This window comes from Dechloromonas sp. A34, from assembly GCF_026261605.1.
GTDB lineage: Bacteria > Pseudomonadota > Gammaproteobacteria > Burkholderiales > Rhodocyclaceae > Azonexus.
In genome coordinates this window covers 2,164,824-2,186,790 of the sequence record NZ_CP102486.1, presented here as the reverse complement: position 1 = coordinate 2,186,790, position 21,967 = coordinate 2,164,824, and the positions used below count along the sequence as shown (strand labels likewise).

Here is a 21,967-nt window from a genome sequence, read left to right as displayed (position 1 = left end):
GTGCCAGCCTCAGAGGCTGTGGTATTAGAAGTGCAGCGGCCGCTTGTCGCAGGCCAGCGCCGCTTCATGCACCGCTTCCGACAGCGTCGGGTGAGCGTGGCAGATACGGGCCAGATCTTCGGAGGCACCACCAAACTCCATCGCCACGACGGCTTCGGAAATCAGTTCGGAGGCATTCGGGCCGATAATGTGCACGCCGAGGATGCGGTCGGTCTGGGCGCAGGCCAGCATCTTGACGAAGCCGGTCGGATCGCCCATGCCCAGCGCCCGGCCGTTGGCCAGGAACGGGATCTTGCCGGCCTTGTAGGCGACGCCTTCGGCCTTCAGCTGCTGCTCGGTCTTGCCGACCCAGGCGATTTCCGGGGCGGTGTAGATGACGCCGGGAATGGTGTCGAAATTGCAGTGACCGGCCTGGCCGGCGATCAGTTCGGCGACCATGACGGCCTCTTCCATCGCCTTGTGGGCCAGCATCGGGCCGCGCACCACATCGCCCACCGCCCAGACGCCCGGCAGATTGGTCTTGCAGTGGCCGTCGACTTCGATCATGCCGCGCTCGGTGAGCTTGAGGCCGACCGCTTCGGCATTCAGGCCATCGGTGTTCGGAATGCGGCCGATCGAGACGATCAGGCGATCGGCATCGAGCTTGGCGGCCTTGCCGTCCTTGGTTTCATAGGCGATCGAGACGCCCTTCTTGGAGGTCTTGATTTCGCCGATCTTGACGCCCGTCTGGATGTCCAGGCCTTGCTTGGTGAACAGCTTGAGCGCTTCCTTGGCGACATCCTGGTCGGCGAAGGACAGGAAATCGGGCAGCGCTTCGAGGACGGTCACTTCGGAACCGACGCGACGCCACACCGAGCCCATTTCCAGACCGATGACGCCGGCGCCGATGATGGCCAGCTTCTTGGGCACGGATTCCTGATCCAGCGCACCTTCGTTGTCCATGACGATCTTGTTGTCGACCGGCACGTTCGGCAGATGACGCGGCTTGGAACCGGTGGCGATGATGACCTGCTTGGCCAGCACCTCTTCGGTGCCGACCTTGACCTTCCACAGATCGCCTTCCTTGGCGACAAAGGAGCCATGGCCGTTGAGCAGGGTCACCTTGTTCTTCTTGAACAGGCCCTTGATGCCGCTGGTCAGCTGATTGACGACGGTATCCTTGCGGGCCTTCATCACTGGTACGTCGATGGTCGGCTTGGAAATCTTGATGCCTTGACCGGCAAAGCTGTGCGCCGCTTCTTCGAACAGGTGAGAAGTGTGCAGCAGGGCCTTGGAGGGAATACAGCCGACGTTCAGGCAGGTGCCGCCGAGGCGCGGTTCGCCCTTGGGATCGGCATAGGGATTGGATTCGCAGCAGGCAGTGGAGAAACCCAGTTGCGCAGCGCGGATCGCTGCAACATAACCGCCGGGACCACCACCGATAACGAGCACGTCAAATTGCTTGGACATGGGTAAACCTTTCAGATTTCAGATGCGCAAAAGCGCCAGCGCCCGGATCGGGACGCTGGCGCCGGCAAACGTCGATTAGACGCCGAGGAGCAGGCGGGAAGGATCTTCCAGCGCTTCCTTCATGGTCACCAGACCGAGAACGGCTTCGCGGCCGTCGATGATGCGGTGGTCGTAGGACATGGCCAGATAGTTCATCGGACGCACAACGACTTGACCGTTCTCAACCATGGCGCGGTCCTTGGTGGCATGAATGCCGAGGATCGCGGATTGCGGCGGGTTGATGATCGGGGTGGACATCATGGAACCGAAGATGCCGCCATTGGAGATGGAGAAGGTACCACCGGTCAGGTCTTCGATGGTCAGCTTGCCATCCTTGGCCTTGGAACCGAACTCGGCAATCTTCTTCTCGATTTCGGCGATCGACATCTGGTCGGCATTGCGGATGATCGGCACAACCAGACCACGCGGCGAACCGACGGCGATACCGATATCGATGAAACCGTGATAGACGATGTCGTTGCCATCGACCGAGGCGTTGAGGACCGGGAACTTCTGCAGGGCGGCACAGGCGGCCTTGACGAAGAAGCCCATGAAGCCGAGACGGACACCGTGGGCCTTTTCAAACTTCTCGCCATACTGCTTGCGCAGCGCCATCATCGGGCCCATGTTCACTTCGTTGAACGTGGTCAGGATGGCGTTGGTCTGCTGGGATTGCAGCAGGCGCTCGGCAATACGGGCGCGCAGGCGGGACATTGGGACGCGCTGTTCGGTGCGATCGCCCAGGGCAACGGCAACTGCCGGTGCCGGCAGGGCAGCCTTGGCGGCAGCCGGAGCAGCAACCGGACCTGCCTTCGGGGCGGCGGCAACGGCATCTTCCTTGGTGACGCGACCGCCGCGGCCGGAACCGGCGACGTCAGCGGCAGCAATGCCCTTCTCGTCGAGGATCTTGCGAGCCGAAGGGCTGGCCGTTCCAGCAGGTGCCGCAGCGGCCGCAGCCGGGGCTGCCGCAGGCGCAGCGGCCTTCGGGGCTTCGGCGGCCGGTGCCGTAGCCCCGGCCTTGGCTTCGGTGTCGATGCGGGCAATCAGCTCGCCGGAAACGACGGTTTCGCCATCGCCCTTGACGATTTCGACCAGCACGCCGGCGGCCGGCGACGGGACTTCGAGGACGACCTTGTCGGTTTCGATATCGATCAGGATTTCATCGCGGGCAACGGCTTCGCCAATCTTCTTTTTCCAGGAAGCCAGCGTGCCTTCGGCAACGGACTCGGACAACTGGGGAACTTGAACTTCGATAATGCTCATAGTGACTCCACTCTGCTGTAGTTTTTAGTACTCGATCTTGCCCAGGGCGGACTCGACAAGTGCCTTTTGTTGCTCGTTGTGCTTGGCCAGATAACCGACTGCCGGCGAAGAGGATGCCGGACGGGAAACCAGCAGCAGCTTCTGCTTGACGCCCAGCTCGCTGTCCAGGTGATGGCGCGAGGCGAACCAGTACCAGGCCCCCTGATTGCGCGGCTCTTCCTGGGTCCAGACGATTTCGGTCGCCTTCGGATACTTGGCCAGTTCGGCGTGCAGCGACTCCTTCGGGAAGGGATAGAGCTGCTCGATGCGAACGATAGCGATGTCGGTGATCTTCTTCTCGCGACGCGCCGCCAGCAGGTCGTAGTACACCTTGCCGGAACAGAGGATGACACGCTTGACCTTCTTGGCATCGATCGCATCGACTTCGCCGATGACGCGCTTGAACTCGCCGGTCGCCAGATCTTCCAGCGAACAGGCGGCGTCCTTGTGGCGCAGCAGCGACTTCGGGGTCATGACGATCAGCGGCTTGCGCTGCATGCGGACGGCCTGACGGCGCAGCATGTGGAAGACCTGCGAGGCGTTGGACGGTACGCAGACTTCCATGTTCATCTCGGCGCAGGCCTGCATGTAGCGCTCGAGGCGGGCGGAAGAGTGTTCCGGACCCTGACCTTCGTAGCCGTGCGGCAGCAACATGACCAGACCGCAGGCACGGCCCCACTTGGCTTCGCCGGAAGCGATGAACTGGTCGATGACGACCTGGGCACCGTTGGCGAAGTCGCCGAACTGGCCTTCCCAGACCACCAGCTCATACGGATTGGCCGACGCGTAGCCATAATCGAAGGCGAGCACGGCCTCTTCGGAGAGCACAGAGTCGTAGCACTGGAAGCCGGCCTGCTTTTCCTGCAGGTTCTTCAGCGGGTGGCAGGTGCCATCGGCCCAGTTTTCGCGATTCTGGTCGTGGAAGGCAGCATGGCGGTGGAAGAAGGTACCGCGGCCAACGTCTTCACCGGAGATCCGCACGCCGTAGCCGGAGACCAGCAGCGACGCGTAGGCCAAGTTCTCGGCCATGCCCCAGTCGACGGGCAGCTTGCCCTCGCCCATCGCGGCACGGTCTTCGACAATCTTCTTGACGCGCGAATGGAGCGTGAAGCCTTCCGGTAGCGTGGTCAGACGCTGGGACAGGCGCTGCAGTTCCTTCATCGGTACTGTGGTATCACAGGTTTCGATGTACTTCTTGGTCAGGAACGGGGTCCAGTCGATGGTGTTCGGATGCTTGTAGCCGGCCAGCACCGGGTTGTACAGCAGTTCGCCCTTGTCGAGATGCTCACGGTATTCCTTGATCATCTGGTCCGGACCGTCGGCGGGCAGCACACCTTCGGCGATCAGCTTGTCGCCGTAGAGCTTGCGGGTGCCCGGGTGCTGGGCGACCTTTTTGTACATCAGCGGCTGGGTGACCATCGGCTCGTCTTGCTCGTTGTGGCCGAGCTTGCGGAAGCAGATGATGTCGACGACGACGTCCTTCTTGAATTCCTGGCGGAAATCGATGGCGAGCTGGGTGACCAGCGCCACGGCTTCCGGATCGTCACCATTGACGTGGAAGATCGGGGCATCGGCCATCTTGAAGATGTCGGTGCAGTAGTGGCCGGAGCGGTAGTCGCGCGGGTCACTGGTGGTGAAACCGATCTGGTTGTTGACGACGATATGCAGCGTGCCGCCCGTACCGTAACCGCGGGTCTGCGCGAAATTCAGCATTTCCTGGTTGACGCCCTGGCCGGCCACGGCAGAGTCGCCATGAATGACCACCGGCAGAACCTTGGACTTGCCTTCGGCGCCACGCCGCACCTGACGGGCATAGACCGAGCCTTCGACCACCGGGTTGACGATTTCGAGGTGCGACGGGTTGAAGGCCAGGGTCAGGTGGCAGGGGCCTCCCGGAGTCGAGACGTCAGACGAGAAGCCCATGTGGTACTTGACATCACCAGCCGACAGGTCGCTCTTCTTCTTGCCTTCGAATTCGGCGAAGAGCATTGACGGGGCTTTGCCCAGCGTATTGACCAGGACGTTCAGGCGACCGCGGTGGGCCATGCCGATGACCACTTCGTCAATGCCATGCTTGCCGCCAACGCGGATGGCTTCGTCCATCGAGACGATCAGCGACTCGCCGCCTTCGAGCGAGAAGCGCTTCTGGCCGACGTATTTGGTATGCAGGTAGCGTTCAAGGGTTTCAGCAGCGGTCAGACGCTCAAGCAGACGCTTTTTCTGGTCGGCATTGTAGTTCGGGCGCGAACGAATGGTTTCCAGGCGTTCCTGCAACCAGCGCTTCTCGGTATAGTCGGACATGTACATGTACTCGACTCCGACCGCAGCACAATAGGTCTGCTTCAGGGTTTCGAGAATGTCGCCGAGTTTGGCGTTTTCCGGCAGGCCTTTTAGAGAACCGACGTTGAAGGTCTGGTTCAAATCGGCATCGGAAAAACCATAGAACGAGAGTTCAAGTTCTTCAATCTTGGGACGTGGCAGGCGCTTGAGGGGATCGAGCTCGGCCCAGCGCGTACCAATCGAACGGTAGGCGGTGACGAGCTGGCCAACGGCGGACTGCTTCCTTGTGTCGCCGCCAGCGGCGGGAGCGCTCGGCCGGAAGCCGCCATCCTTGGCCAGTTCGGCAAAAGCGGCGATGACCGGTGCATGCGCGACGTCACGCGCAACAAAGCCCGGCATCTGGGCCAGGCGGTCGAAATAGTCGCGCCATTCAGCCGGCACGGCAGTCGGGTTGTCGAGGTAGGTTTCGTACAGCTCTTCAACAAACGGTGCATTGCCGCCAAAGTAAATTGTGCTGTCGAACAGTTGATTCATCGTAGTCATAGGCATCCCCTTGAGGGTGTTGTCTTTTTGGGTAGCTGCGGGTCGCGGCTCGAGTAGATTCCGCGGGTAAAAAAAGGGCGGCCAAGCGGCCGCCCGGTTTCCGACTTAGCCGCGTTGGGCGAGCGGTACGACATCGCGCTTGGCGGCGCCGATGTACAGCTGACGCGGACGACCGATCTTATATTCCGAATCGGTGATCATTTCTTCCCACTGCGTCATCCAGCCTACCGTGCGAGCCAGAGCGAAAATACAGGTGAACATTTCGGTCGGAATGCCGATCGCTTTCTGGACGATGCCAGAGTAGAAGTCGACGTTCGGGTAGAGCTTCTTCTCGACGAAGTACGGATCTTCCAGGGCGATCTTTTCCAGTTCCATGGCCAGCTTGAACAGGCGATCATTTTCAAGACCCAGTTCGGTCAGAACTTCGTTACAGACCTTGCGCATCAGCGTGGCACGCGGGTCGAAGTTCTTGTAAACGCGGTGACCGAAGCCCATCAGCTTGAAGGAATCGTTCTTGTCCTTGGCACGGGTGATGTACTCACCGACCTTGGAAACGTCGCCGATTTCTTCCAGCATCTGCAAACAGGCTTCATTTGCACCGCCGTGTGCCGGGCCCCACAGACAAGCGATACCGGCAGCGATACAGGCGAACGGGTTGGCACCGGAAGAGCCGGCCAGACGCACCGTGGAGGTCGAGGCATTCTGTTCGTGGTCGGCGTGCAGCGTGAAAATGGTATCGAGCGCGCGAACCAGAACCGGGTTCGGCACGTACTTCTCGCACGGATTACCGAACATCATGCGCATGAAGTTTGCGGTGTAATCCAGATCATTGTCCGGATACATGAACGGTGCACCGGTGTTGTACTTGTAGGCCATGGCGACGATGGTCGGCATCTTTGCGACCAGCCGATTGAAGCTGATGTTACGGTGCTCGACGTCGGAGAAGTCCATAGCGTCATGGTAGAAGGCAGACAGCGCGCCAACCACGCCGGTCATAACCGCCATCGGATGTGCGTCGCGACGGAAGCCGGAGTAGAACTTGGTCAGTTGCTCGTGCACCATCGTGTGCTTCTTGATGGTGGTTTCGAAGTTGGTCTTTTGCTTGAGGTTCGGCAGCTCGCCGTTCTTCAACAAGTAGGTGACTTCCAGAAAGTTGCAGTTTTCAGCCAATTGTTCGATCGGGTAACCGCGATACAGCAACTCGCCCTTGTCACCGTCGATGAAGGTAACCTTGGATTTGCAGCTGGCGGTGGAGAGAAAACCGGAGTCGTAGGTAAACAGACCGGTCTTGCCACCCAGCGTGCGAATATCGACGCAGTCGTTGCCGTGCGTCGGGGACATGATCGGGAAATCGACAGGAGCCTGCCCGTCGATAGTCAGAGTTGCCTTGCGTTCGGTCGTCATGGTGTATTCCCTGTTCAGGTGTTGGTTGTCACTGCACTGCTAAAAAAGCGGTAAACATTCTGAATTTATAACATTTACCTTACTCAACTCTTACGAAGCATCGCCACGATGGGCGCGTAACGAGGATCATCGGTCTCGGCCTGACCACTGATCAGATACCAGAGATCGTGATCCTCCATATCCGCAAGCTCGGCGAATGCCTGCTGCTGCTCGTCGTTCAACTGCTTGAACCCGTTATCGAGAAAGCGCGTCAGCGCGATATCGAGTTCGAGCAGTGCCCGACGAACACAACGCCAGCGCAGGCGTTCGTAGTCCGCTCTTTCCATCAAACGGCGCGGCGAACCATCATGTCTTTGATCTTGCCGATGGCCTGGGTCGGATTGAGACCCTTCGGACACACGTCAACGCAATTCATGATGGTATGGCAACGGAACAGGCGGTACGGGTCTTCGAGATTGTCGAGACGCTCGTTGGTGGCCTGGTCGCGCGTATCGGCGATGAAACGGTAAGCAGCCAGCAGCCCGGCCGGCCCGACGAACTTGTCCGGATTCCACCAGAACGAAGGGCAGGACGTGGAGCAACAGGCGCACAGAATGCACTCGTACAGACCGTTCAATTCTTCACGATCTTCCGGCGACTGCAGACGTTCCCGTTCCGGCGGCGGATCATTGTTGATCAGGTAGGGCTTGATCGAGTGATACTGCTTGAAGAACTGGGTCATATCGACGATCAGGTCGCGGATGACCGGCAGGCCCGGCAACGGACGCAGCACGATGGGCTGCTTCAGGCTGTCAATATCGGTCAGGCAGGCCAGACCATTCTTGCCGTTGATGTTCATGGCGTCGGAGCCGCAGACACCTTCGCGGCAGGAACGACGATAGGAAATGGCGTCGTCCTTGGCCTTGATCTTGGTCAGCGCGTCCAGCAGCTTGCGATCAGTCGGCTCGAGCTCGACCGAGATGTCCTGCATGTACGGCGCGTCATCCTTGTCCGGATCGTAGCGATAGATGCTGAATTGAACCATGCGTTTGCTCATTCTCAACTCCAATTAGTACGAGCGCGTCTTGAGCTCGACTGGCTCGACGGACAGGGGTTGCATGTTGACCGGCTTGTAGCTGATCGAATTATCAACTGGCGAGAACAGGGTGTGCTTGAGCCATACCTTGTCGTTGCGGCCATTCGGGAATTCAGCAGAATCCGGTGCGTCGTCGCGGACGTGCGCACCGCGCGATTCCTTGCGGGCTTCGGCGGAAATCATCGTGGCCTTGGCGACTTCGATCAGATTTTCCATCTCGAGCGCTTCGGTCCGGGCCGTATTCCACGCCATCGACTTGTCCTTGATTTCCAGACTGCGGGCAGCCTTTTCGACTTCCAGAATCTTGCTGACACCTTCCTTGAGCAGGTCGCTGAAACGGAACACACCAGCATGATCCTGCATGGTGCGCTGCATGGCCAGGCGAGTTTCGTGCACATTGGCACCGCCCTTGCGGTTGTCCAGCGCACTGATGCGAGCCAGGGTTCTGTCGGCGACATCCTTCGGCAGATCACGGTGAGCGCGGCCAGCCTTGAGATCTTCGACAGCGGAATCGCCTGCCGACTTGCCAAAAACCAGCAGATCGAGCAGGGAGTTGGTTCCCAGGCGGTTGGCACCGTGCACCGAGGCGCAGGCGCATTCGCCGCCGGCGTAGAAGCCCGGAACAACTGCGTTCTGATCATCGCCCTTGGTGACAACCACACGACCGGAGTAATGGGTCGGGATACCGCCCATCATGTAGTGACAGGTCGGCACCACCGGCAGCGGCTCCTTGATGCAGTCGACACCGGCAAACTGGATACCGATTTCGCGGATACCCGGCAGGCGCTTCATGATGTTGGCGGGATCGAGGTGGGTGATATCGAGAAGGACGTAGTCCTTGTTGACGCCACAACCACGGCCTTCCTTGATTTCGGTAGTCATGGCGCGGGAAACCACGTCACGCGACGCCAAATCCTTGGCGTTCGGGGCGTAGCGCTCCATGAAGCGTTCCTTGCTGCTGTTACGCAGGATACCGCCTTCGCCGCGCACCCCTTCGGTAATCAGCACGCCTGCTCCAGCCACGCCGGTCGGATGGAACTGCCAGAACTCCATGTCTTCGAGAGGGATGCCGGCACGTGCGGCCATGCCCAAACCATCACCGGTGTTGATGAAGGCATTGGTCGAAGAGTAATAGATACGGCCAGCACCACCGGTCGCAAAAATGGTGGCACGGGCATGGAAGATCACGACCTGGCCGGTTTCCATTTCCATCGCGGTGACGCCGAGGACATGGCCTTCTTCATCGCGGATCAGGTCGAGCGCCATCCATTCAACGAAAAACTGAGTGTTTGCCTTGACGTTGCGCTGGTACATGGCATGCAGCATGGCGTGACCGGTACGGTCAGCGGCCGCACAGGAACGACGCACCGGCTTTTCGCCGAAGTTCGACATGTGACCACCGAACGGGCGCTGATAGATTTTGCCTTCATCGGTACGATCAAACGGCATGCCGTAGTGCTCGAGCTCAACGACGACTTCGTTGGCCTTCTTGCACATGAACTCGATGGCATCCTGGTCGCCGAGCCAGTCGGAACCCTTGACGGTGTCATACATGTGCCACGTCCAGTGGTCTTCCTCGGAATTACCCAGGGAAGCGGCAACGCCGCCCTGAGCCGCCACTGTGTGCGAGCGGGTCGGGAAAACCTTGGAGAGGACGGCCGTCTTCAGGCCGGCTTCGGACAATTGAATAGCGGAACGCAGACCGGCACCACCAGCCCCGACGATCACCGCATCAAACTTCAGAACAGGAATACTCACGCTTACAGCCTCCAGAGAATCGCAGCAGCCCACGCGGTGTAGCCCACCAGCGCGGCAATGGTCAGAACGTGCAAGGTCAGGCGCAGGCCCGTCGGCTTGACGTAATCCATCCAGATGTCACGCACGCCGATCCAGGCGTGGTAGAACAGGCTGACAAAAAACAGGAAGGTCAGGAACTTAATGACGCCATTGGCGAACACACCCTGCCAGGCCTCGAAGGTACCCGGACGGACAATCAGCAGAACGGCGGCGACCAGGACCGAATAGACGGCCATGATGACGGCCGTGGCGCGCTGGGCGATCCAGTCCTTGAGGCCGTAATGGGCACCTACAACTGTACGGTTGATCACAGCAACACCCCCCACAGAACCAGGGTCAGCGGAATGCTGACGGCAAGCACCACTGCTGCGGACTTGCGGGCAGCCTCTTTCTCGATACCGACATGCAGATCAAGCAGCAAAAAGCGAATACCAGCGCAGAAGTGGTGAACAAAGGCCCAGATCAAGCCCGCCAGAACGACTTTCGCCGGCAATGAGGAAAATACCGATTTAAAAGTAGAGAAGCTGTCGACCGACGTCAGGCTTGCCGAAAACAGCCAGAGCAGCACAGGCAGAAAAAGAAACAAACCGGCACCGCTGACGCGATGCAGAATTGAAACTTTGCCTGGTAGCGGCAACCTGATAGTAGTCAAGTCCAAGTTTTTTGGACGCTTCTTGATGGACATTTCTGCCATGAACGTCATCCCTCGCGTAAGTGTGCGGTTTTCCGCTTGTACGTGGTTTCAAAAGAACCGTAATTATACATTCAAAATCAGGCAGGGCACGCCCTGCCGGGCGATTTCGACCTAATCACCAAGCACTAACCCCTCACCCCAAATCGTTCCGATAATAGTGGTGACGCGTGCAATAAAGCCCCAGTCGCCACTCCACCGGTTTGTTGCCATAGGTGTAAGCAGTGCGCTCGACCCGCAACAGCGGATCGCCAACGGCAACCCCGAGCAGACCCGCACTTTCGGTATCGGCAGCAACCGCTCGCAGGTGTTCTTCGGCATGAATCATGCGGACGCCGAAATCACTCTCAAACAGGCTGTAAAGGGAACGCTCGCCGCTACGCAACCCCTCTAGCGTCAAGCCATTGAACAACTCGGCAACCAGGAATATCTGATCGAAGACCACCGGCTCCCCCTTGAAGCGGAGCACACGCTTGACGCACACCACCCGGTCGCCAAGCGCCAACCCGAGGGCGGCAGCGACTTCCGGCGAGGCCGCCAGCACCTCGCAGGAAAACGGGTCGCTAACCCCTTGGGCAGCCTTGCCATCATCCTGCACCAGACGAAGAAACCGATAGAAGGAACGCGGATCGCTATGGGTCGCCACAAACGTACCCTTGCCTTGGCGACGCACCAGCATGTTTTCCGACGCCATCTCGTCGATCGCTTTGCGTACCGTGCCCTGACTGACATTGAATCGCGCCGCCAACTCCCCTTCACTGGGAATCGCGCCACCCGGCCCCCACTCCCCCTCCTCCAGGCTGCGGATCAGGAAATCCTTGATCTGGCGATAGAGCGGGCTAAAAGTGGGCGAGTGCGCACGCACAGCCGCACGGGAGGGGTCTCTTGTCATGGGGCGAAATTTCAGCACATTTCCCGCACCACGTCCACGAAAAGTTGTCTTATATAAGACAGATGATGAATTGACAGCCAGACGCCGAGCTTCTAACATCGCGAATTCTCGTGCCGGCTGACGCAAAATTCAGTTCAAGCGTCAGCATTCGAGCAGAATCGAACAATTTCAACCACGCTGTTTCATACAGGAGCGACATATGTCCAAAGCCCCCATGCGCGTAGCTATTACCGGCGCCGCCGGCCAGATCGGTTATAGCCTGCTGTTCCGCATTGCCTCCGGCGAAATGCTCGGCAAAGACCAGCCGGTCATCCTTCAGTTGCTCGATCTGCCGCAAGCGCAGCAAGCCGTGAAGGGCGTCATGATGGAACTGGAAGACTGTGCCTTCCCGTTGCTCGCTGGCATGGTGGCCACCGATGACCCGAACGTCGCCTTCAAGGATGCCGACGTCTGCCTGCTGGTTGGCGCCCGTCCGCGCACCAAGGGCATGGAACGTGCCGACCTGCTGACCGCCAACGGCGCCATCTTCACGGTTCAGGGCAAGGCCATTGCCGAAAACGCCAAGGAAGACGTCAAGGTTCTGGTTGTCGGCAACCCCTGCAACACCAATGCCTTCATCGCCGCTGCTGCCGCCAAGAAAGTTGGCCGCACCAACCCGAACAACTACCACGGCATGCTGCGCCTGGACCACAACCGCGCCCTGTCGCAACTCGCCGGCAAGACTGGTCGTGCCGTTTCGTCCCTGAAGAAGCTGGTCGTCTGGGGCAACCACTCCCCCACAATGTATGCCGACTACCGCTTCTGCACCTCCAATGGCGACAGCGTCAAGGCTCTGGTAAACGACCACGCCTGGAACAACGACGTCTTCCTGCCGACCGTTGGCAAGCGCGGCGCCGCGATCATCGAAGCCCGTGGCCTCTCTTCGGCCGCTTCCGCAGCCAACGCCGCCATCGACCATGTCCGTGACTGGGTTCTCGGTTCCGACGAATGGGTCACCATGGGCGTTCCGTCCGATGGCTCCTACGGCATCCCGGCCGGCATCGTGTTCGGTTTCCCCTGCGAGTGCAAGGGCGGTTCCTTCAAGATCATCCAGGGCCTGGAAATCGACGAATACAGCCGCGAGAAGATCAACTTCACGCTCAAGGAACTGACCGACGAAGCCGAAGCCGTCAAGGACATGCTGTAATCCGGCATTAGTTCTTAGCTTCACGGAAGGGCCGCGGTAAAATGCCGCGGCCTTTTTCATTTCCGGGTCCGAAAACCATGCGTCATCCAAAAGCTGTCCTCTTTGCCGGCGAGAAGCCCTTTCCCATACTGCCTGCGGTCGACCATTACGCAGGTTCGGAAAAGTTGATGCGGAAGGCTCTGCAACTGCAGAAGGAACTCGGCCCGATCTTCGATATCACCTGCGACTGCGAAGATGGCGCCCACGCGGGTGCCGAACGCGCGCATGCCGAAATGGCAGCCGGCATAATCATGTCCGAGGACAATCTGTTCAACCGGGTCGGCGCCCGCGTCCATGACGTTACCCATCCCCACTGGCGCCAGGACATGGAAATCCTGGTCGGCATTGCCGGCAGTCGCCTGCCTTTCATTACCCTGCCCAAACCCTGCAGTGCCGGCGATGTGCAGGTTCAGATCGAGGCCCTGCGCGACATCGAGCGCGAACTGAATGTCGAGCGCCGGATACCGGTGCACGTGCTGATCGAGACCCATGGGGCCCTGCGCGAAGTATGGGAGATCGCCGCCCTGCCCGGCGTCGAGAGTCTCGATTTCGGCCTGATGGATTTCGTTTCCGGCCACCACGGCGCCATTCCCGGCAGTGCGATGAAAAGCCCCGGCCAGTTCGACCACCCGCTGGTCGCCCGCGCCAAGTGCGAGATCAGCGCCGCCGCCCTGGCCTGTGGCGTTGTGCCCTCGCACAACGTGACCACCGAACTGAAGGACATCGAATACATCCGCAACGACGCCAGCCGCGCCCGCCGCGAATTCGGCTACCTGCGCATGTGGAGCATTCACCCGAACCAGATCGTGCCCATCGTCGAAGCCATGCGCCCGGACTTCTCCGAGGTACAGGCCGCCACCGAGATCCTGATCGCCGCCCAGGACAAGGACTGGGGACCGATCCAGCACGACGGCAAGCTGCATGACCGCGCTTCCTACCGCTACTATTGGGAACTACTGGAGCGCGCCCAGGTCACCGGCATGGACATTCCAGCCGAGGCGAAGAGCCGTTTCTTTGCCTGAAGAGCTACCAATTCTCTATCGCGACGAGCTCATCGTCGTCATCGACAAGCCACCGAACCTGCTCGTCCACCGTTCGGAAATCGACCGCCACGAAACACGCTTCGCCATCCAGATACTGCGCGACCAGATCGGCCAGTACGTCTGGCCGGCACATCGACTGGATCGCGGCACCTCGGGCGTCCTGCTCTTCGGCTTGAATCGCGAAATCGCCGGCGCGCTTGGACGGCAGTTTGATGCCGGCTCCGTCGAAAAACGCTACTGGGCTGTGGTGCGCGGCTTTCCGCCGGATAGCGGATCAATTGACCACGCCTTGAGTCGGCAGCGCGACCCCTATGAATTCCGTGGCGAGCGCAGTAGCGACGAAGCCCAGCCGGCCCTAACCCATTTCCGCAAGCTGGCCGAGATCGAATTGCCGGTCGCCGTCGACCGCTACCCGTCCAGCCGCTATGCACTGCTCGAACTCGACCCGGTCACCGGTCGCCGACACCAGCTGCGCCGGCATCTGAAGCACATCGCCCACCCGATCATCGGCGACGCGACCTACGGCAAGGGGCGGCACAACCGCTATTTCGCCGAGCACCTGAATTGCCACCGGCTGCTGCTGGCCTGCACGCAAATGAATTTCGACCACCCGGTCAGTGGTCAGCGGCTCGAAATGAAAGCGCCAGTGTCCGGCGAGTTCGCCGCCACACTGGCGTTGTTCAACTGGAATCGGGATCAGTAGCCGATCGAACCTTCAAGCGCTTCCAGATGTTTCAATTCGCGCTCGACCTCGACGATGTCCTGGCCCAATGCATCGCGCGCCGAGAGCATGCCGAGCGGTTCACCATCATCGGCGACCACCGGTACGTGGCGAAAGCCCCCCTCCGCCATCATGTACAACGCATAAGCCAGAGGTTTGTCGGCACGGATCGTCTGCGGATCGCAAACCATCACTTGCGCAAGCGTCGTCTTTTCGGCGTCGAGGCCGGCTGCCAGAACCTTGTTGAGCGCATCACGCTCGGTAAAGATCCCGACGATCCGTTTGCCCTCGACGATCAGCAGCGCTCCTATCTTTTTCTCGGCCATCACGCGCGAAGCAGCCCGCACCGTGGTCTCCTTGCCGGCAGTGAACAGTGGGCGCCCGACGAGAATGTCGCTGATCATTCTTCGAGTCATATTTGTCTCCTTTGTTGTTTAATGAGTGAGTCCATTGTGACAAATTCGGCAAATAAAACACAGCTTACGCCGTCACTATTTTGATCTGATGACAATCACCGCAATGGCCACAAAGATGATGACCATGCCCAGCAGTTCAAGGTTCAAGCTACCCACTCGACAGCCGCCTCAGGGAGCCAATTCGTAAACCACGCGCACCCGGGCATCCGCCTTGGCCAGTTCGACAAAGCCGATACCGCAGGGATTGCTCACCACCGACTTCAGTGCCTCGTCCGGCGTCGCGACCTTTTGCGGTGGCTGCATTCGACCAGAGAAGACCTGGCGCGACCAGTAGGCATTGACCTCGGACAAGTCCTTGCCGACCAGCCCGCGATAGAAACGGGCGCGATCCGGATGGGCATCGACCAGATCGACCGGCTGCGCTTCGCGGCCATTGAAGAACTGACGATAGCGCCCGAAGAAGATGTTCACGACCTCGTTGCGCGTCATCACCGCAACGCCGCAACGGGCATTGACGACCACGACCAGCTCGGCCAGGGCATCGCCGGCAGTCAGCCAGAAGATGCAGCTACTGGTAAGAAGGAGTCGAAGCAGGCGCCGGATCATGGCTTAGAAGACAAAATCCAGGGTCAGCGAAAAGACATCGAGCTTGCCGTCCCATCCCGCCAGCTCGCGGCGGTAGGGGAAGATCGAGCTGGAATCGCCGCGAATGCCGTCCCACTGAGCCTTGAGCGCAATGTTCCGGAGCACATCCCAGCGCAGGCCGGCCAGGGTCGTATGCTGCTCAGCCCGGGAATCAGCCATCACCCGGGCGACGGCGAAATTCATCGTATTGCCGCGGCGGTCGGAATCGACCCAGGAATACCCGAAGAACGGCGTCACCGGCCCGATCCGGTAGCCAGCCAGCAGATAGCCGCCATTAGAACTCTGGAAAGCGTTGCTGCCCTGATCGACACGGTTCAGCATGAATTGCAACTGCCAGGGGCCGCGGTCATAGACCAGGCCCAGCGAATAATAGTGGCTACGGGTATCGGCCGTTTCCAGGTAATCGAGCGAAGCCTGCACCGCCGCCGGCGACAGCAGGAAGGACGGAATGGAGTTGAAATTTTCCACAATCGGCAGGCTGTTGTGGAATTTAATGTTGGCGTAGCTCAGGCGCATCAGCCAGGCATCGTGTTGATACTCAAGATAGGCCCCCATCAGCGGCGAGCCGTCGATTTTCCATTGGCGGTCGGCCAACGGGATGTTGCCATCGGAAATCCCGTAGAAAACCTTGCCGCGCAACACGTGCTCACCCAAGGGCAGGGTCAGCATGGCGTCAGCGCCATCGATGCTGTAGAACGGCAGATACCAGAAGAAATCGCCGGGTGGCCTGACGGTCAGGTAGGAATAGCCGACCAGCCGGGAATCGGCCAGCATGAAGAACTCTGTTCCCAGGCGCCCGCCGCGCAGGCTCAACGCTGGCGTCGGATCATACTTGAGGTAGGCCCAGGCGATTTCCGGGGTGAACGTCCGGTCGTAGCGATAACGACTAACCCCCTGGACCACGGCTTCGAGCTGCGGATCAATGCGCCAGTTGGCCTGCAGGCCGAGCACGCTGTCGGTCCGTCCATCCCACTTGCTCCGCGCCCCGCGCGGCTGCGAGATATCGCGGACAAACTCGACATTTTCGCTGGTTGTGCGCGCCGCGCCCAGCGTCCCGAAACCACGGACCGTGAATACCGGATCCGGCTCGGCTATCGCCAGCGACGAAAACATCAAGCCCAGAACGGCAAGCAGCCGGACACCGTAGGCGATGCTCTGTCGAATTGCGCGCTTTCCCGATGGGGCTGTCAGTAGTTTGGTCATGTTCGAAGAAAAAAACCCGACGTCGATGAGGCCGGGTTTTTCAGGGGCGAACCGTCAATGATCAGGCTTGTTCCGGCAGGGCGACCTTGTGGTCGGTGCTGAACTGGTAATCCTTGAAAATGTGCTCGGCCGACAGGATCTGATAGCTGCCATCGGCCAGACGATAGGTCGTGTCTTTCAGGCGGTAGGTCAGTTGCCCGCAGGTCCACAGGTCGAAATTGCGCATGTGGGTACAGAGACAGGTCTTGTCCATCACTGACACCTTGCGCGCCCCGGGATGAGTGGCGACTTCGCGGTTGTAGGCCGTGACGTAGGCACACTTACCGTTGGCGTCGAGCAGGTAGCCGTAGGCCTCGCAGTTCGGACGGATGCCGTCGCCGATCGCCGGGCTGGCCTTGAGCATGCGCATCGGGTAGCCGGTCGGGGAAATCTGGTTGACCTCGATATCGTCTTCGCTGGCCTTGAAGTATTCCTGCTGGACCTTCTCGGGCAGGCCGCACTCCTTGGCGACGGTGAAGCGGGTGGCAACCTGGACGCCAGCCGCACCTTGTTCAAGGAAAGCCGCGGCATCGCTGCCGGTGAAGATGCCGCCGGCCGGAATCACCGGGATATCGAGATGCTCGTCCTTCAGGTACTGGATGACCTCGGCGACGATGGTCGCCAGATCGTATTGCGCCCAGTCCATGCCGAAGCCGAGGTGACCGCCGGCCAACGGGCCTTCGACCACGATGTAGTCGGGCATCCGGTTGGTGCGGGCGCTCTTCTTCAGGAACAGTTGCAGGGCGCGCAGCGAAGAGACGATGATGCCGAGCTTGGCATCGCGGAAACGCGGATGATCCTCGATCAACGCGAAAGAGCCGAGGTGCAGGCCAGCGGCCAGCGTGATGCCGTCGATGCCGGCGTCGAGGGCGGCGTTCATGCGGACCTTGAGCGTCTCTTTCGGCGCGTTCATGGTCAGCTTTTCCATGCAGTTGATGAAGACCAGGCCGGAACCCCGCTTGCGCTCCATGGTGCCCTGAACATGCAGGCGGGTTGCCTCGACCAGCTTGCCGAGGTCGAACTTGACGTCGGACTTGTCTTCGTTGTGGACGTTGTACTTGTAGATCGCCAGCTTTTCCTTGACGAACTTGGTATCGTAGCGGCGGTCGGAAACGGTCTTGATCATCGCGTCGGATATGTGGCCGACACCACCCAGACGGGCAGCCTCAAGAGCCAGATCGGCGGTCGAAATATCAACACCCATGCCGCCGATCATGATCGGCACAAGTTCATGCTTGCCAAGCCGCAAGCGGAAGTCATCCACACGCTTCATCTTCATCCTTCAGGAAAGTAGTCAGGCCCGGATTGCGCAATCACGGCTATGACCAAGGGCAGAATTTTACGCGAATGTTGCCGTTCACGCTTGCTCGACCCCGGATAAATCAAGGCTGACCACGACTTGCGTGGCTAGAATTACTCGTTTGAACACCACCATACCGGAAAGGTTCGCCATGCCGCTTTCGACCCACCCCCTCTGGCTGGTCGGCTTTCGTCCCTTCTTCTCCCTGGCCTGCCTCGCCGGCATGATCCTGCCCATCGCCTGGGCCTTGATCTTCAGCGGCGTTCTGCCGGCCCCCGCCGCACCGTTCACCTCCGTGCAATGGCACGCCCACGAGATGTTCTTCGGCTTCGGCTGGGCGGTACTCGGCGGCTTCCTGCTGACCTCGACCAAGAACTGGGTCAACATCCGCGGCTATCACGGCCCGGCCCTGATGCTGCTGGCCGCCGCCTGGATCGCCGAACGGATCGGCATGAGCTTCGGCGGAAATTGGCCGCTGCCGCTCGCCGTGCTCGCCAACAACCTCTTTCTCGGCAGCATCGTCGCCCTGCTGCTGTGGACGCTGATCCGCCACCGCGACCGTGACAGCTACCGCGACAACGCCTTCTTCCTGGTCATGCTGCCCGCTTTCCTGTTCGCCAAATACCTGATGCTCTACGGCGACAACTTCCCGGCCGGCTACGGCATGACCATCGGCCTCTTCCGCCTGGCCTTCCTGGTCATGCTCGAACGCACACTCACCGGCTTCATGAAAGCCGCCTTCCAGGCGACGATCCTGCGCCAGCCCAAGCTGGACATGCCGATCAAGCTGCTCGGCCTGCTCCTGGTCGGCGAATTCTTCCTGCCCCGCTGGCTGACCGCCGCCCTCGCCATGGCCCTCGCGCTACTACTGCTCATCCGCTTCGCGTTCTGGAAGCCGCATCTCGCGCTGCGCCGGATCGACATCGGCATCATGTACATCGGCTACCTCGTCATCGTCGGTCAACTGCTGATCGAGGCGCTCGGTCATGTCGTGCAGTTCGTCTGGATCGGCTCGGTCTCGGTGCACCTGTTCACGCTAGGCGCCATGGGCTCGGTCATCCCGGCCATGATCATCCGCATCAGCAAGGGCCACACCGGGCGCAAGGTGGTGTTCGACGGACTCGACCGGGCCGTGCTCTACATCATGCTAGGCGCCCTGATGCTGCGTGTCGTGCTGCCGCAGTTCTTCCCGAACGCCTACCTGCGCTGGATCGAATTGACCGCCGTCTGCTGGCTGGCCGGCTTCGGCATCCTCGGCTGGCGGTATATTCCGATACTTTGCCAGCCGCGAATAGACGGCAAGGAACACTAGGAAGCGCAATGCAAATCTGGGTCGATGCCGACGCCTGCCCGGGCGTCATCAAGGAAATCATCTTTCGCGCCGCCGAGCGCCTGCAGATACCGACCGTCCTGGTCGCCAACAAGATGCTGCGCACGCCGCCCTCGCGTTACATCCGCGCCATCCAGGTGCCGGCCGGTTCCGATGTGGCCGACCGCCACATCGTCGACCAGCTGGCGCCCGGAGATCTCGTGATCACCGCCGACATCCCGCTCGCCTCCCACGTCATCGAGCGCGCCGCCCATGCCCTGAATCCGCGCGGCGAGTTGTACACCACGGCCAACATCCAGGAACGGCTGACCATGCGCAACTTCATGGAAGGGCTGCGCAATGCCGGCATCGATACCGGCGGCCCGGCCACCCTCGGTCAGGCCGACCGCCAGGCTTTCGGCAACGCGCTCGACCGCTTTCTGGCCAAGCACGCCAAACCGGCCGCCTAGAGAATCGCCTCAAACAGTTCGAGCTGCGGCGGCCCGAGGTAGAAATCGCGAGGCGACTGGCCGGCCGCCATGTGCGCCTTGCGGAAGGCGTCCGATTGCGTCCAGTCGGCGAAAGCCTGTTCGGACTCCCAGACCGTGTGCGAGGCGAACAGTGTGCATTCCTCGTTGGGCTCGGCGCGTAGCAGGTTGAAGCTGATAAATCCCGGCACCTCGTGCAAGTAGCTGTTGCGATTGCGCCAGTGCTCGACGAAGGCGTCCTCCTTGCCGAGGGCGATGCGGAAACGATTCATGGCCAGAAACATCGGGAACTCCTTTGCTGAGGGCGTTCGATCATATCAAGCGGCCGCCAGTTCCATGCCGCGGAACACCGAGCAGCGGCGGAAGACCTCGACCGTCGGCGGCACCTGCTTCTGGTTGCAATATTTGGCCACCAGCTTGGCCAGGCCCTTGATGTCGCGCCCGGTCGCTTCCGGGAAGATGTCCGGCAATTGGGCGAGCAGCGGCGGTGCGATGGCCAGCCCGAACTGTTCGGTCATCACGCCCCAGATCCGCTGGCGGTCGTCGCGCCCCGGCGGATGGAACTTGATCAACGCGATGCAGCGCGAAACGATGGCTTCGTCGATGTCGTCGACGCGGTTGGTGGTCAGGAAGAGCAGGCCGTTGAAATACTCCAGCACGCGCAGGAAGACGCCGACCACGGCGTTCATCGTGATGTTGTCGTCGCGCTTCTTGATGTAAACGTCGGCCTCGTCGATCAGCATGACCGCCCCCCAGCGCTGGGCGCGGGTCAGCACTTCCTTGAGCGCCACCTCCATGGCCGCGACATTGAGCCCGAGCTGGCCGGAATGCACCCGGTAGAGCGGGCGCTTGATGATCTCCGAATAGACCTCGGCGGTCAGCGTCTTGCCAACCCCGGCCGGCCCGGCGCAAAGCACCGTCGTGCCGCCCGACTTGCCGGCGACGATGTCGTCCATCAGGACGTCCATTTCGGCGGTCAGGATGTCGATGAGGTCGGTCTGTTCCGGCGGCAGGACCAGCTTGTCTTTCAACTCCGGCTGGTAGGCGTAGGGCTGCATGTCATCGACATGCACCCACAGGTAGTGATGCAGTTCGAGGTGGAACATCAGGATGTAGAAATGCACCGGCAGTTCGGTGAACAAGCCCTTGGGCAGGGCATCCCGGGTTTCTTCGACCTCGGCTTCCTCCTTGCCCGAGAGCCGCGAATTGCGGGCCACTCGACGCACGAACTTGGCCATGATGTCGCCGGTGGCATCAAGCGCCAGCACCCGCTCGCCGAGGATGCTCTCATCGTTGACCAGGCGCGCCGGGCTGCCGGTCGAGGACAGGATGATGACGTCCTTGCGCGCATAGTCGGTATCGCGATGGGTCGCCGTCGGATTCTCGGCGAAATAGCCGACGCCGGAGCCGGAGAACTGGGCGCCGTACTGGGCGCGCCACTCGAAATAGCGCTCAGCCATTTCGTCGTAACTTTTCAGCAGCTCCGGCGTTTCCTTGACGAAGCCCTTGGCGGCGAAGATTTCGGCGATATTACGACCGGCGATGTCGGGGCCGGTGATGCGCACGGCCGCCGTCGCCATCCGCGCCCTGGCGTTGGCTTTCAGCTCGACGAAGATCTTGCCGGTTTCCTCTTCCGAGGGCGGCGTGTAGTCGAGCCGGGTCACCACGTAGGCCAGCGGCTTGCCGGTGATCGAGGCGGAAAAGACCCAACCCCGCGTCGCGTCTTCGGCCAGATAGCGTGCGATGGCCGGCACCGCCATTTCCAGTTCTTCCGGCTCGAAGCGCTTGCCACCGGCGCGCATCGCCTGGCGCAGCGTCGCCATCTGGGCGGCGCGGGCGCGCAGTTCGGCATCGCCGGTCATGTAGCGCTCGTGCAGGAAGTCGAGTTCGGCGTCCTCCAACTGGTTGAAGGACAGTTCGACCTTGTTGCCGAAGCGCAACTGCTCGCGGACGAATTCCAGGCGCGGAAAGGCCGGCAGCATCGCCTCGATGTGCGGGCGTTCGATTTGCAGCTTCATGGCTACCACTCCCTTTGGATACCGATAAGCACCAGTGAGCGAATTCCGTGCCGAGCCGAAAACCGGACAAACCAGCATCGAAACAATA

General features: G+C 60.5%; 21 protein-coding genes. 5 read left to right on the top strand and 16 right to left on the bottom strand.

The features are described from left to right. Positions 1 to 24: 24 nt before the first annotated feature. From lpdA to NQE15_RS10900, 10 genes are all read right to left on the bottom strand, one after another. Positions 25 to 1,449 (bottom strand): dihydrolipoyl dehydrogenase, encoded by a 1,425-nt coding sequence (lpdA, locus tag NQE15_RS10945; RefSeq protein ID WP_265949707.1) that lies wholly within the window; start codon positions 1,447 to 1,449, stop codon positions 25 to 27. A gap of 75 nt (positions 1,450 to 1,524) precedes the next feature. Further along, positions 1,525 to 2,751, bottom strand: a complete 1,227-nt coding sequence (odhB, locus tag NQE15_RS10940; RefSeq protein WP_265949705.1) for a 2-oxoglutarate dehydrogenase complex dihydrolipoyllysine-residue succinyltransferase — start codon at positions 2,749 to 2,751, stop codon at positions 1,525 to 1,527. Positions 2,752 to 2,775: 24 nt separating this feature from the next. Next, positions 2,776 to 5,619: a 2-oxoglutarate dehydrogenase E1 component gene (locus NQE15_RS10935; RefSeq protein ID WP_416336518.1), complete on the bottom strand. Its 2,844-nt coding sequence runs from the start codon at positions 5,617 to 5,619 to the stop codon at positions 2,776 to 2,778. A gap of 99 nt (positions 5,620 to 5,718) precedes the next feature. Beyond that, positions 5,719 to 7,017, bottom strand: coding sequence for a citrate synthase (gene gltA / locus NQE15_RS10930; RefSeq protein ID WP_265949701.1), 1,299 nt, complete (start codon positions 7,015 to 7,017; stop codon positions 5,719 to 5,721). An 83-nt stretch (positions 7,018 to 7,100) separates the two neighbouring features. Then, complete coding sequence (locus NQE15_RS10925) at positions 7,101 to 7,343, bottom strand: succinate dehydrogenase assembly factor 2 (protein ID WP_265949699.1); 243 nt, start codon at positions 7,341 to 7,343, stop codon at positions 7,101 to 7,103. Beyond that, a complete protein-coding gene (locus NQE15_RS10920) occupies positions 7,343 to 8,053 on the bottom strand; it encodes a succinate dehydrogenase iron-sulfur subunit (protein WP_265949697.1) in 711 nt (236 codons plus the stop codon). Before NQE15_RS10920 ends, NQE15_RS10925 begins: the two co-directional genes overlap by 1 nt. 12 nt (positions 8,054 to 8,065) lie before the next feature. After that, a complete protein-coding gene (sdhA, locus tag NQE15_RS10915; RefSeq protein WP_265949695.1) occupies positions 8,066 to 9,850 on the bottom strand; it encodes a succinate dehydrogenase flavoprotein subunit in 1,785 nt (594 codons plus the stop codon). A gap of 2 nt (positions 9,851 to 9,852) precedes the next feature. Then, the gene (sdhD, locus tag NQE15_RS10910) at positions 9,853 to 10,200 is read right to left on the bottom strand and encodes a succinate dehydrogenase, hydrophobic membrane anchor protein (RefSeq protein ID WP_265949692.1); all 348 of its coding nucleotides are present in this window, start codon (positions 10,198 to 10,200) and stop codon (positions 9,853 to 9,855) included. Beyond that, a complete protein-coding gene (gene sdhC / locus NQE15_RS10905) occupies positions 10,197 to 10,583 on the bottom strand; it encodes a succinate dehydrogenase, cytochrome b556 subunit (RefSeq protein WP_265949689.1) in 387 nt (128 codons plus the stop codon). The genes sdhD and sdhC overlap by 4 nt, the downstream gene beginning before the upstream one ends. Before the next feature lie 133 nt (positions 10,584 to 10,716). Beyond that, entirely contained in the window at positions 10,717 to 11,472 is a 756-nt protein-coding gene (locus NQE15_RS10900) for a GntR family transcriptional regulator (protein ID WP_265949687.1), read from the bottom strand. Positions 11,473 to 11,671: 199 nt separating this feature from the next. On the opposite strand from NQE15_RS10900, the gene NQE15_RS10895 reads away from it, so the two are divergent. The 3 genes from NQE15_RS10895 to NQE15_RS10885 all read left to right on the top strand — a co-directional run bounded on the left by NQE15_RS10895 (position 11,672) and on the right by NQE15_RS10885 (position 14,443). Then, positions 11,672 to 12,658, top strand: a complete 987-nt coding sequence (locus tag NQE15_RS10895) for a malate dehydrogenase (RefSeq protein ID WP_265949685.1) — start codon at positions 11,672 to 11,674, stop codon at positions 12,656 to 12,658. Positions 12,659 to 12,735: 77 nt separating this feature from the next. Beyond that, complete coding sequence (locus NQE15_RS10890; protein WP_265949683.1) at positions 12,736 to 13,719, top strand: HpcH/HpaI aldolase/citrate lyase family protein; 984 nt, start codon at positions 12,736 to 12,738, stop codon at positions 13,717 to 13,719. Beyond that, positions 13,712 to 14,443, top strand: a complete 732-nt coding sequence (locus NQE15_RS10885; protein WP_265949681.1) for a tRNA pseudouridine(65) synthase TruC — start codon at positions 13,712 to 13,714, stop codon at positions 14,441 to 14,443. Before NQE15_RS10890 ends, NQE15_RS10885 begins: the two co-directional genes overlap by 8 nt. Here NQE15_RS10885 and NQE15_RS10880 read toward each other — a convergent pair. From NQE15_RS10880 to NQE15_RS10865, 4 genes are all read right to left on the bottom strand, one after another. Next, positions 14,437 to 14,877, bottom strand: coding sequence for a cyclic nucleotide-binding/CBS domain-containing protein (locus NQE15_RS10880; protein WP_265949679.1), 441 nt, complete (start codon positions 14,875 to 14,877; stop codon positions 14,437 to 14,439). The genes NQE15_RS10885 and NQE15_RS10880 overlap by 7 nt on opposite strands. Before the next feature lie 168 nt (positions 14,878 to 15,045). Continuing rightward, positions 15,046 to 15,483 carry a hypothetical protein gene (locus tag NQE15_RS10875; protein ID WP_265949677.1) on the bottom strand — a complete coding sequence of 146 codons (438 nt, stop codon included), beginning with the start codon at positions 15,481 to 15,483 and terminating at the stop codon, positions 15,046 to 15,048. A 3-nt stretch (positions 15,484 to 15,486) separates the two neighbouring features. After that, complete coding sequence (locus tag NQE15_RS10870) at positions 15,487 to 16,725, bottom strand: hypothetical protein (RefSeq protein ID WP_265949675.1); 1,239 nt, start codon at positions 16,723 to 16,725, stop codon at positions 15,487 to 15,489. Positions 16,726 to 16,786: 61 nt separating this feature from the next. Then, positions 16,787 to 18,037 (bottom strand): nitronate monooxygenase, encoded by a 1,251-nt coding sequence (locus NQE15_RS10865; protein WP_265949672.1) that lies wholly within the window; start codon positions 18,035 to 18,037, stop codon positions 16,787 to 16,789. A gap of 178 nt (positions 18,038 to 18,215) precedes the next feature. Between NQE15_RS10865 and NQE15_RS10860 the strand changes: the two genes are divergently transcribed. Together NQE15_RS10860 and NQE15_RS10855 are read left to right on the top strand one after the other, a co-directional pair. Beyond that, a complete protein-coding gene (locus tag NQE15_RS10860) occupies positions 18,216 to 19,376 on the top strand; it encodes an NnrS family protein (RefSeq protein ID WP_265949670.1) in 1,161 nt (386 codons plus the stop codon). Positions 19,377 to 19,384: 8 nt separating this feature from the next. Continuing rightward, positions 19,385 to 19,843, top strand: a complete 459-nt coding sequence (locus NQE15_RS10855) for a YaiI/YqxD family protein (RefSeq protein ID WP_265949667.1) — start codon at positions 19,385 to 19,387, stop codon at positions 19,841 to 19,843. Here the strand turns inward: NQE15_RS10855 and NQE15_RS10850 are convergent. Next, positions 19,840 to 20,145 (bottom strand): antibiotic biosynthesis monooxygenase family protein, encoded by a 306-nt coding sequence (locus tag NQE15_RS10850; RefSeq protein ID WP_265949664.1) that lies wholly within the window; start codon positions 20,143 to 20,145, stop codon positions 19,840 to 19,842. The genes NQE15_RS10855 and NQE15_RS10850 overlap by 4 nt on opposite strands. Before the next feature lie 33 nt (positions 20,146 to 20,178). Continuing rightward, complete coding sequence (locus NQE15_RS10845; protein WP_265949662.1) at positions 20,179 to 21,879, bottom strand: AAA family ATPase; 1,701 nt, start codon at positions 21,877 to 21,879, stop codon at positions 20,179 to 20,181. Positions 21,880 to 21,967 lie beyond the last annotated feature (88 nt).

Bases quoted from the DNA above. Each gene is read 5' to 3' on its own strand.
- NQE15_RS10925 (WP_265949699.1), bottom strand. From the start codon at position 7,343: ATGGAAAGAGCGGACTACGAACGCCTGCGCTGGCGTTGTGTTCGTCGG.
- NQE15_RS10875 (WP_265949677.1), bottom strand. From the start codon at position 15,483: ATGATCCGGCGCCTGCTTCGACTCCTTCTTACCAGTAGCTGCATCTTC.
- NQE15_RS10865 (WP_265949672.1), bottom strand. From the start codon at position 18,037: ATGAAGCGTGTGGATGACTTCCGCTTGCGGCTTGGCAAGCATGAACTT.
- sdhC (WP_265949689.1), bottom strand. From the start codon at position 10,583: ATGGCAGAAATGTCCATCAAGAAGCGTCCAAAAAACTTGGACTTGACT.
- NQE15_RS10895 (WP_265949685.1), top strand. From the start codon at position 11,672: ATGTCCAAAGCCCCCATGCGCGTAGCTATTACCGGCGCCGCCGGCCAG.
- NQE15_RS10890 (WP_265949683.1), top strand. From the start codon at position 12,736: ATGCGTCATCCAAAAGCTGTCCTCTTTGCCGGCGAGAAGCCCTTTCCC.
- NQE15_RS10860 (WP_265949670.1), top strand. From the start codon at position 18,216: ATGCCGCTTTCGACCCACCCCCTCTGGCTGGTCGGCTTTCGTCCCTTC.
- gltA (WP_265949701.1), bottom strand. From the start codon at position 7,017: ATGACGACCGAACGCAAGGCAACTCTGACTATCGACGGGCAGGCTCCT.
- odhB (WP_265949705.1), bottom strand. From the start codon at position 2,751: ATGAGCATTATCGAAGTTCAAGTTCCCCAGTTGTCCGAGTCCGTTGCC.
- NQE15_RS10880 (WP_265949679.1), bottom strand. From the start codon at position 14,877: ATGACTCGAAGAATGATCAGCGACATTCTCGTCGGGCGCCCACTGTTC.
- NQE15_RS10845 (WP_265949662.1), bottom strand. From the start codon at position 21,879: ATGAAGCTGCAAATCGAACGCCCGCACATCGAGGCGATGCTGCCGGCC.
- NQE15_RS10935 (WP_416336518.1), bottom strand. From the start codon at position 5,619: ATGCCTATGACTACGATGAATCAACTGTTCGACAGCACAATTTACTTT.
- NQE15_RS10920 (WP_265949697.1), bottom strand. From the start codon at position 8,053: ATGAGCAAACGCATGGTTCAATTCAGCATCTATCGCTACGATCCGGAC.
- NQE15_RS10870 (WP_265949675.1), bottom strand. From the start codon at position 16,725: ATGACCAAACTACTGACAGCCCCATCGGGAAAGCGCGCAATTCGACAG.
- lpdA (WP_265949707.1), bottom strand. From the start codon at position 1,449: ATGTCCAAGCAATTTGACGTGCTCGTTATCGGTGGTGGTCCCGGCGGT.
- NQE15_RS10850 (WP_265949664.1), bottom strand. From the start codon at position 20,145: ATGTTTCTGGCCATGAATCGTTTCCGCATCGCCCTCGGCAAGGAGGAC.
- NQE15_RS10900 (WP_265949687.1), bottom strand. From the start codon at position 11,472: ATGACAAGAGACCCCTCCCGTGCGGCTGTGCGTGCGCACTCGCCCACT.
- NQE15_RS10855 (WP_265949667.1), top strand. From the start codon at position 19,385: ATGCAAATCTGGGTCGATGCCGACGCCTGCCCGGGCGTCATCAAGGAA.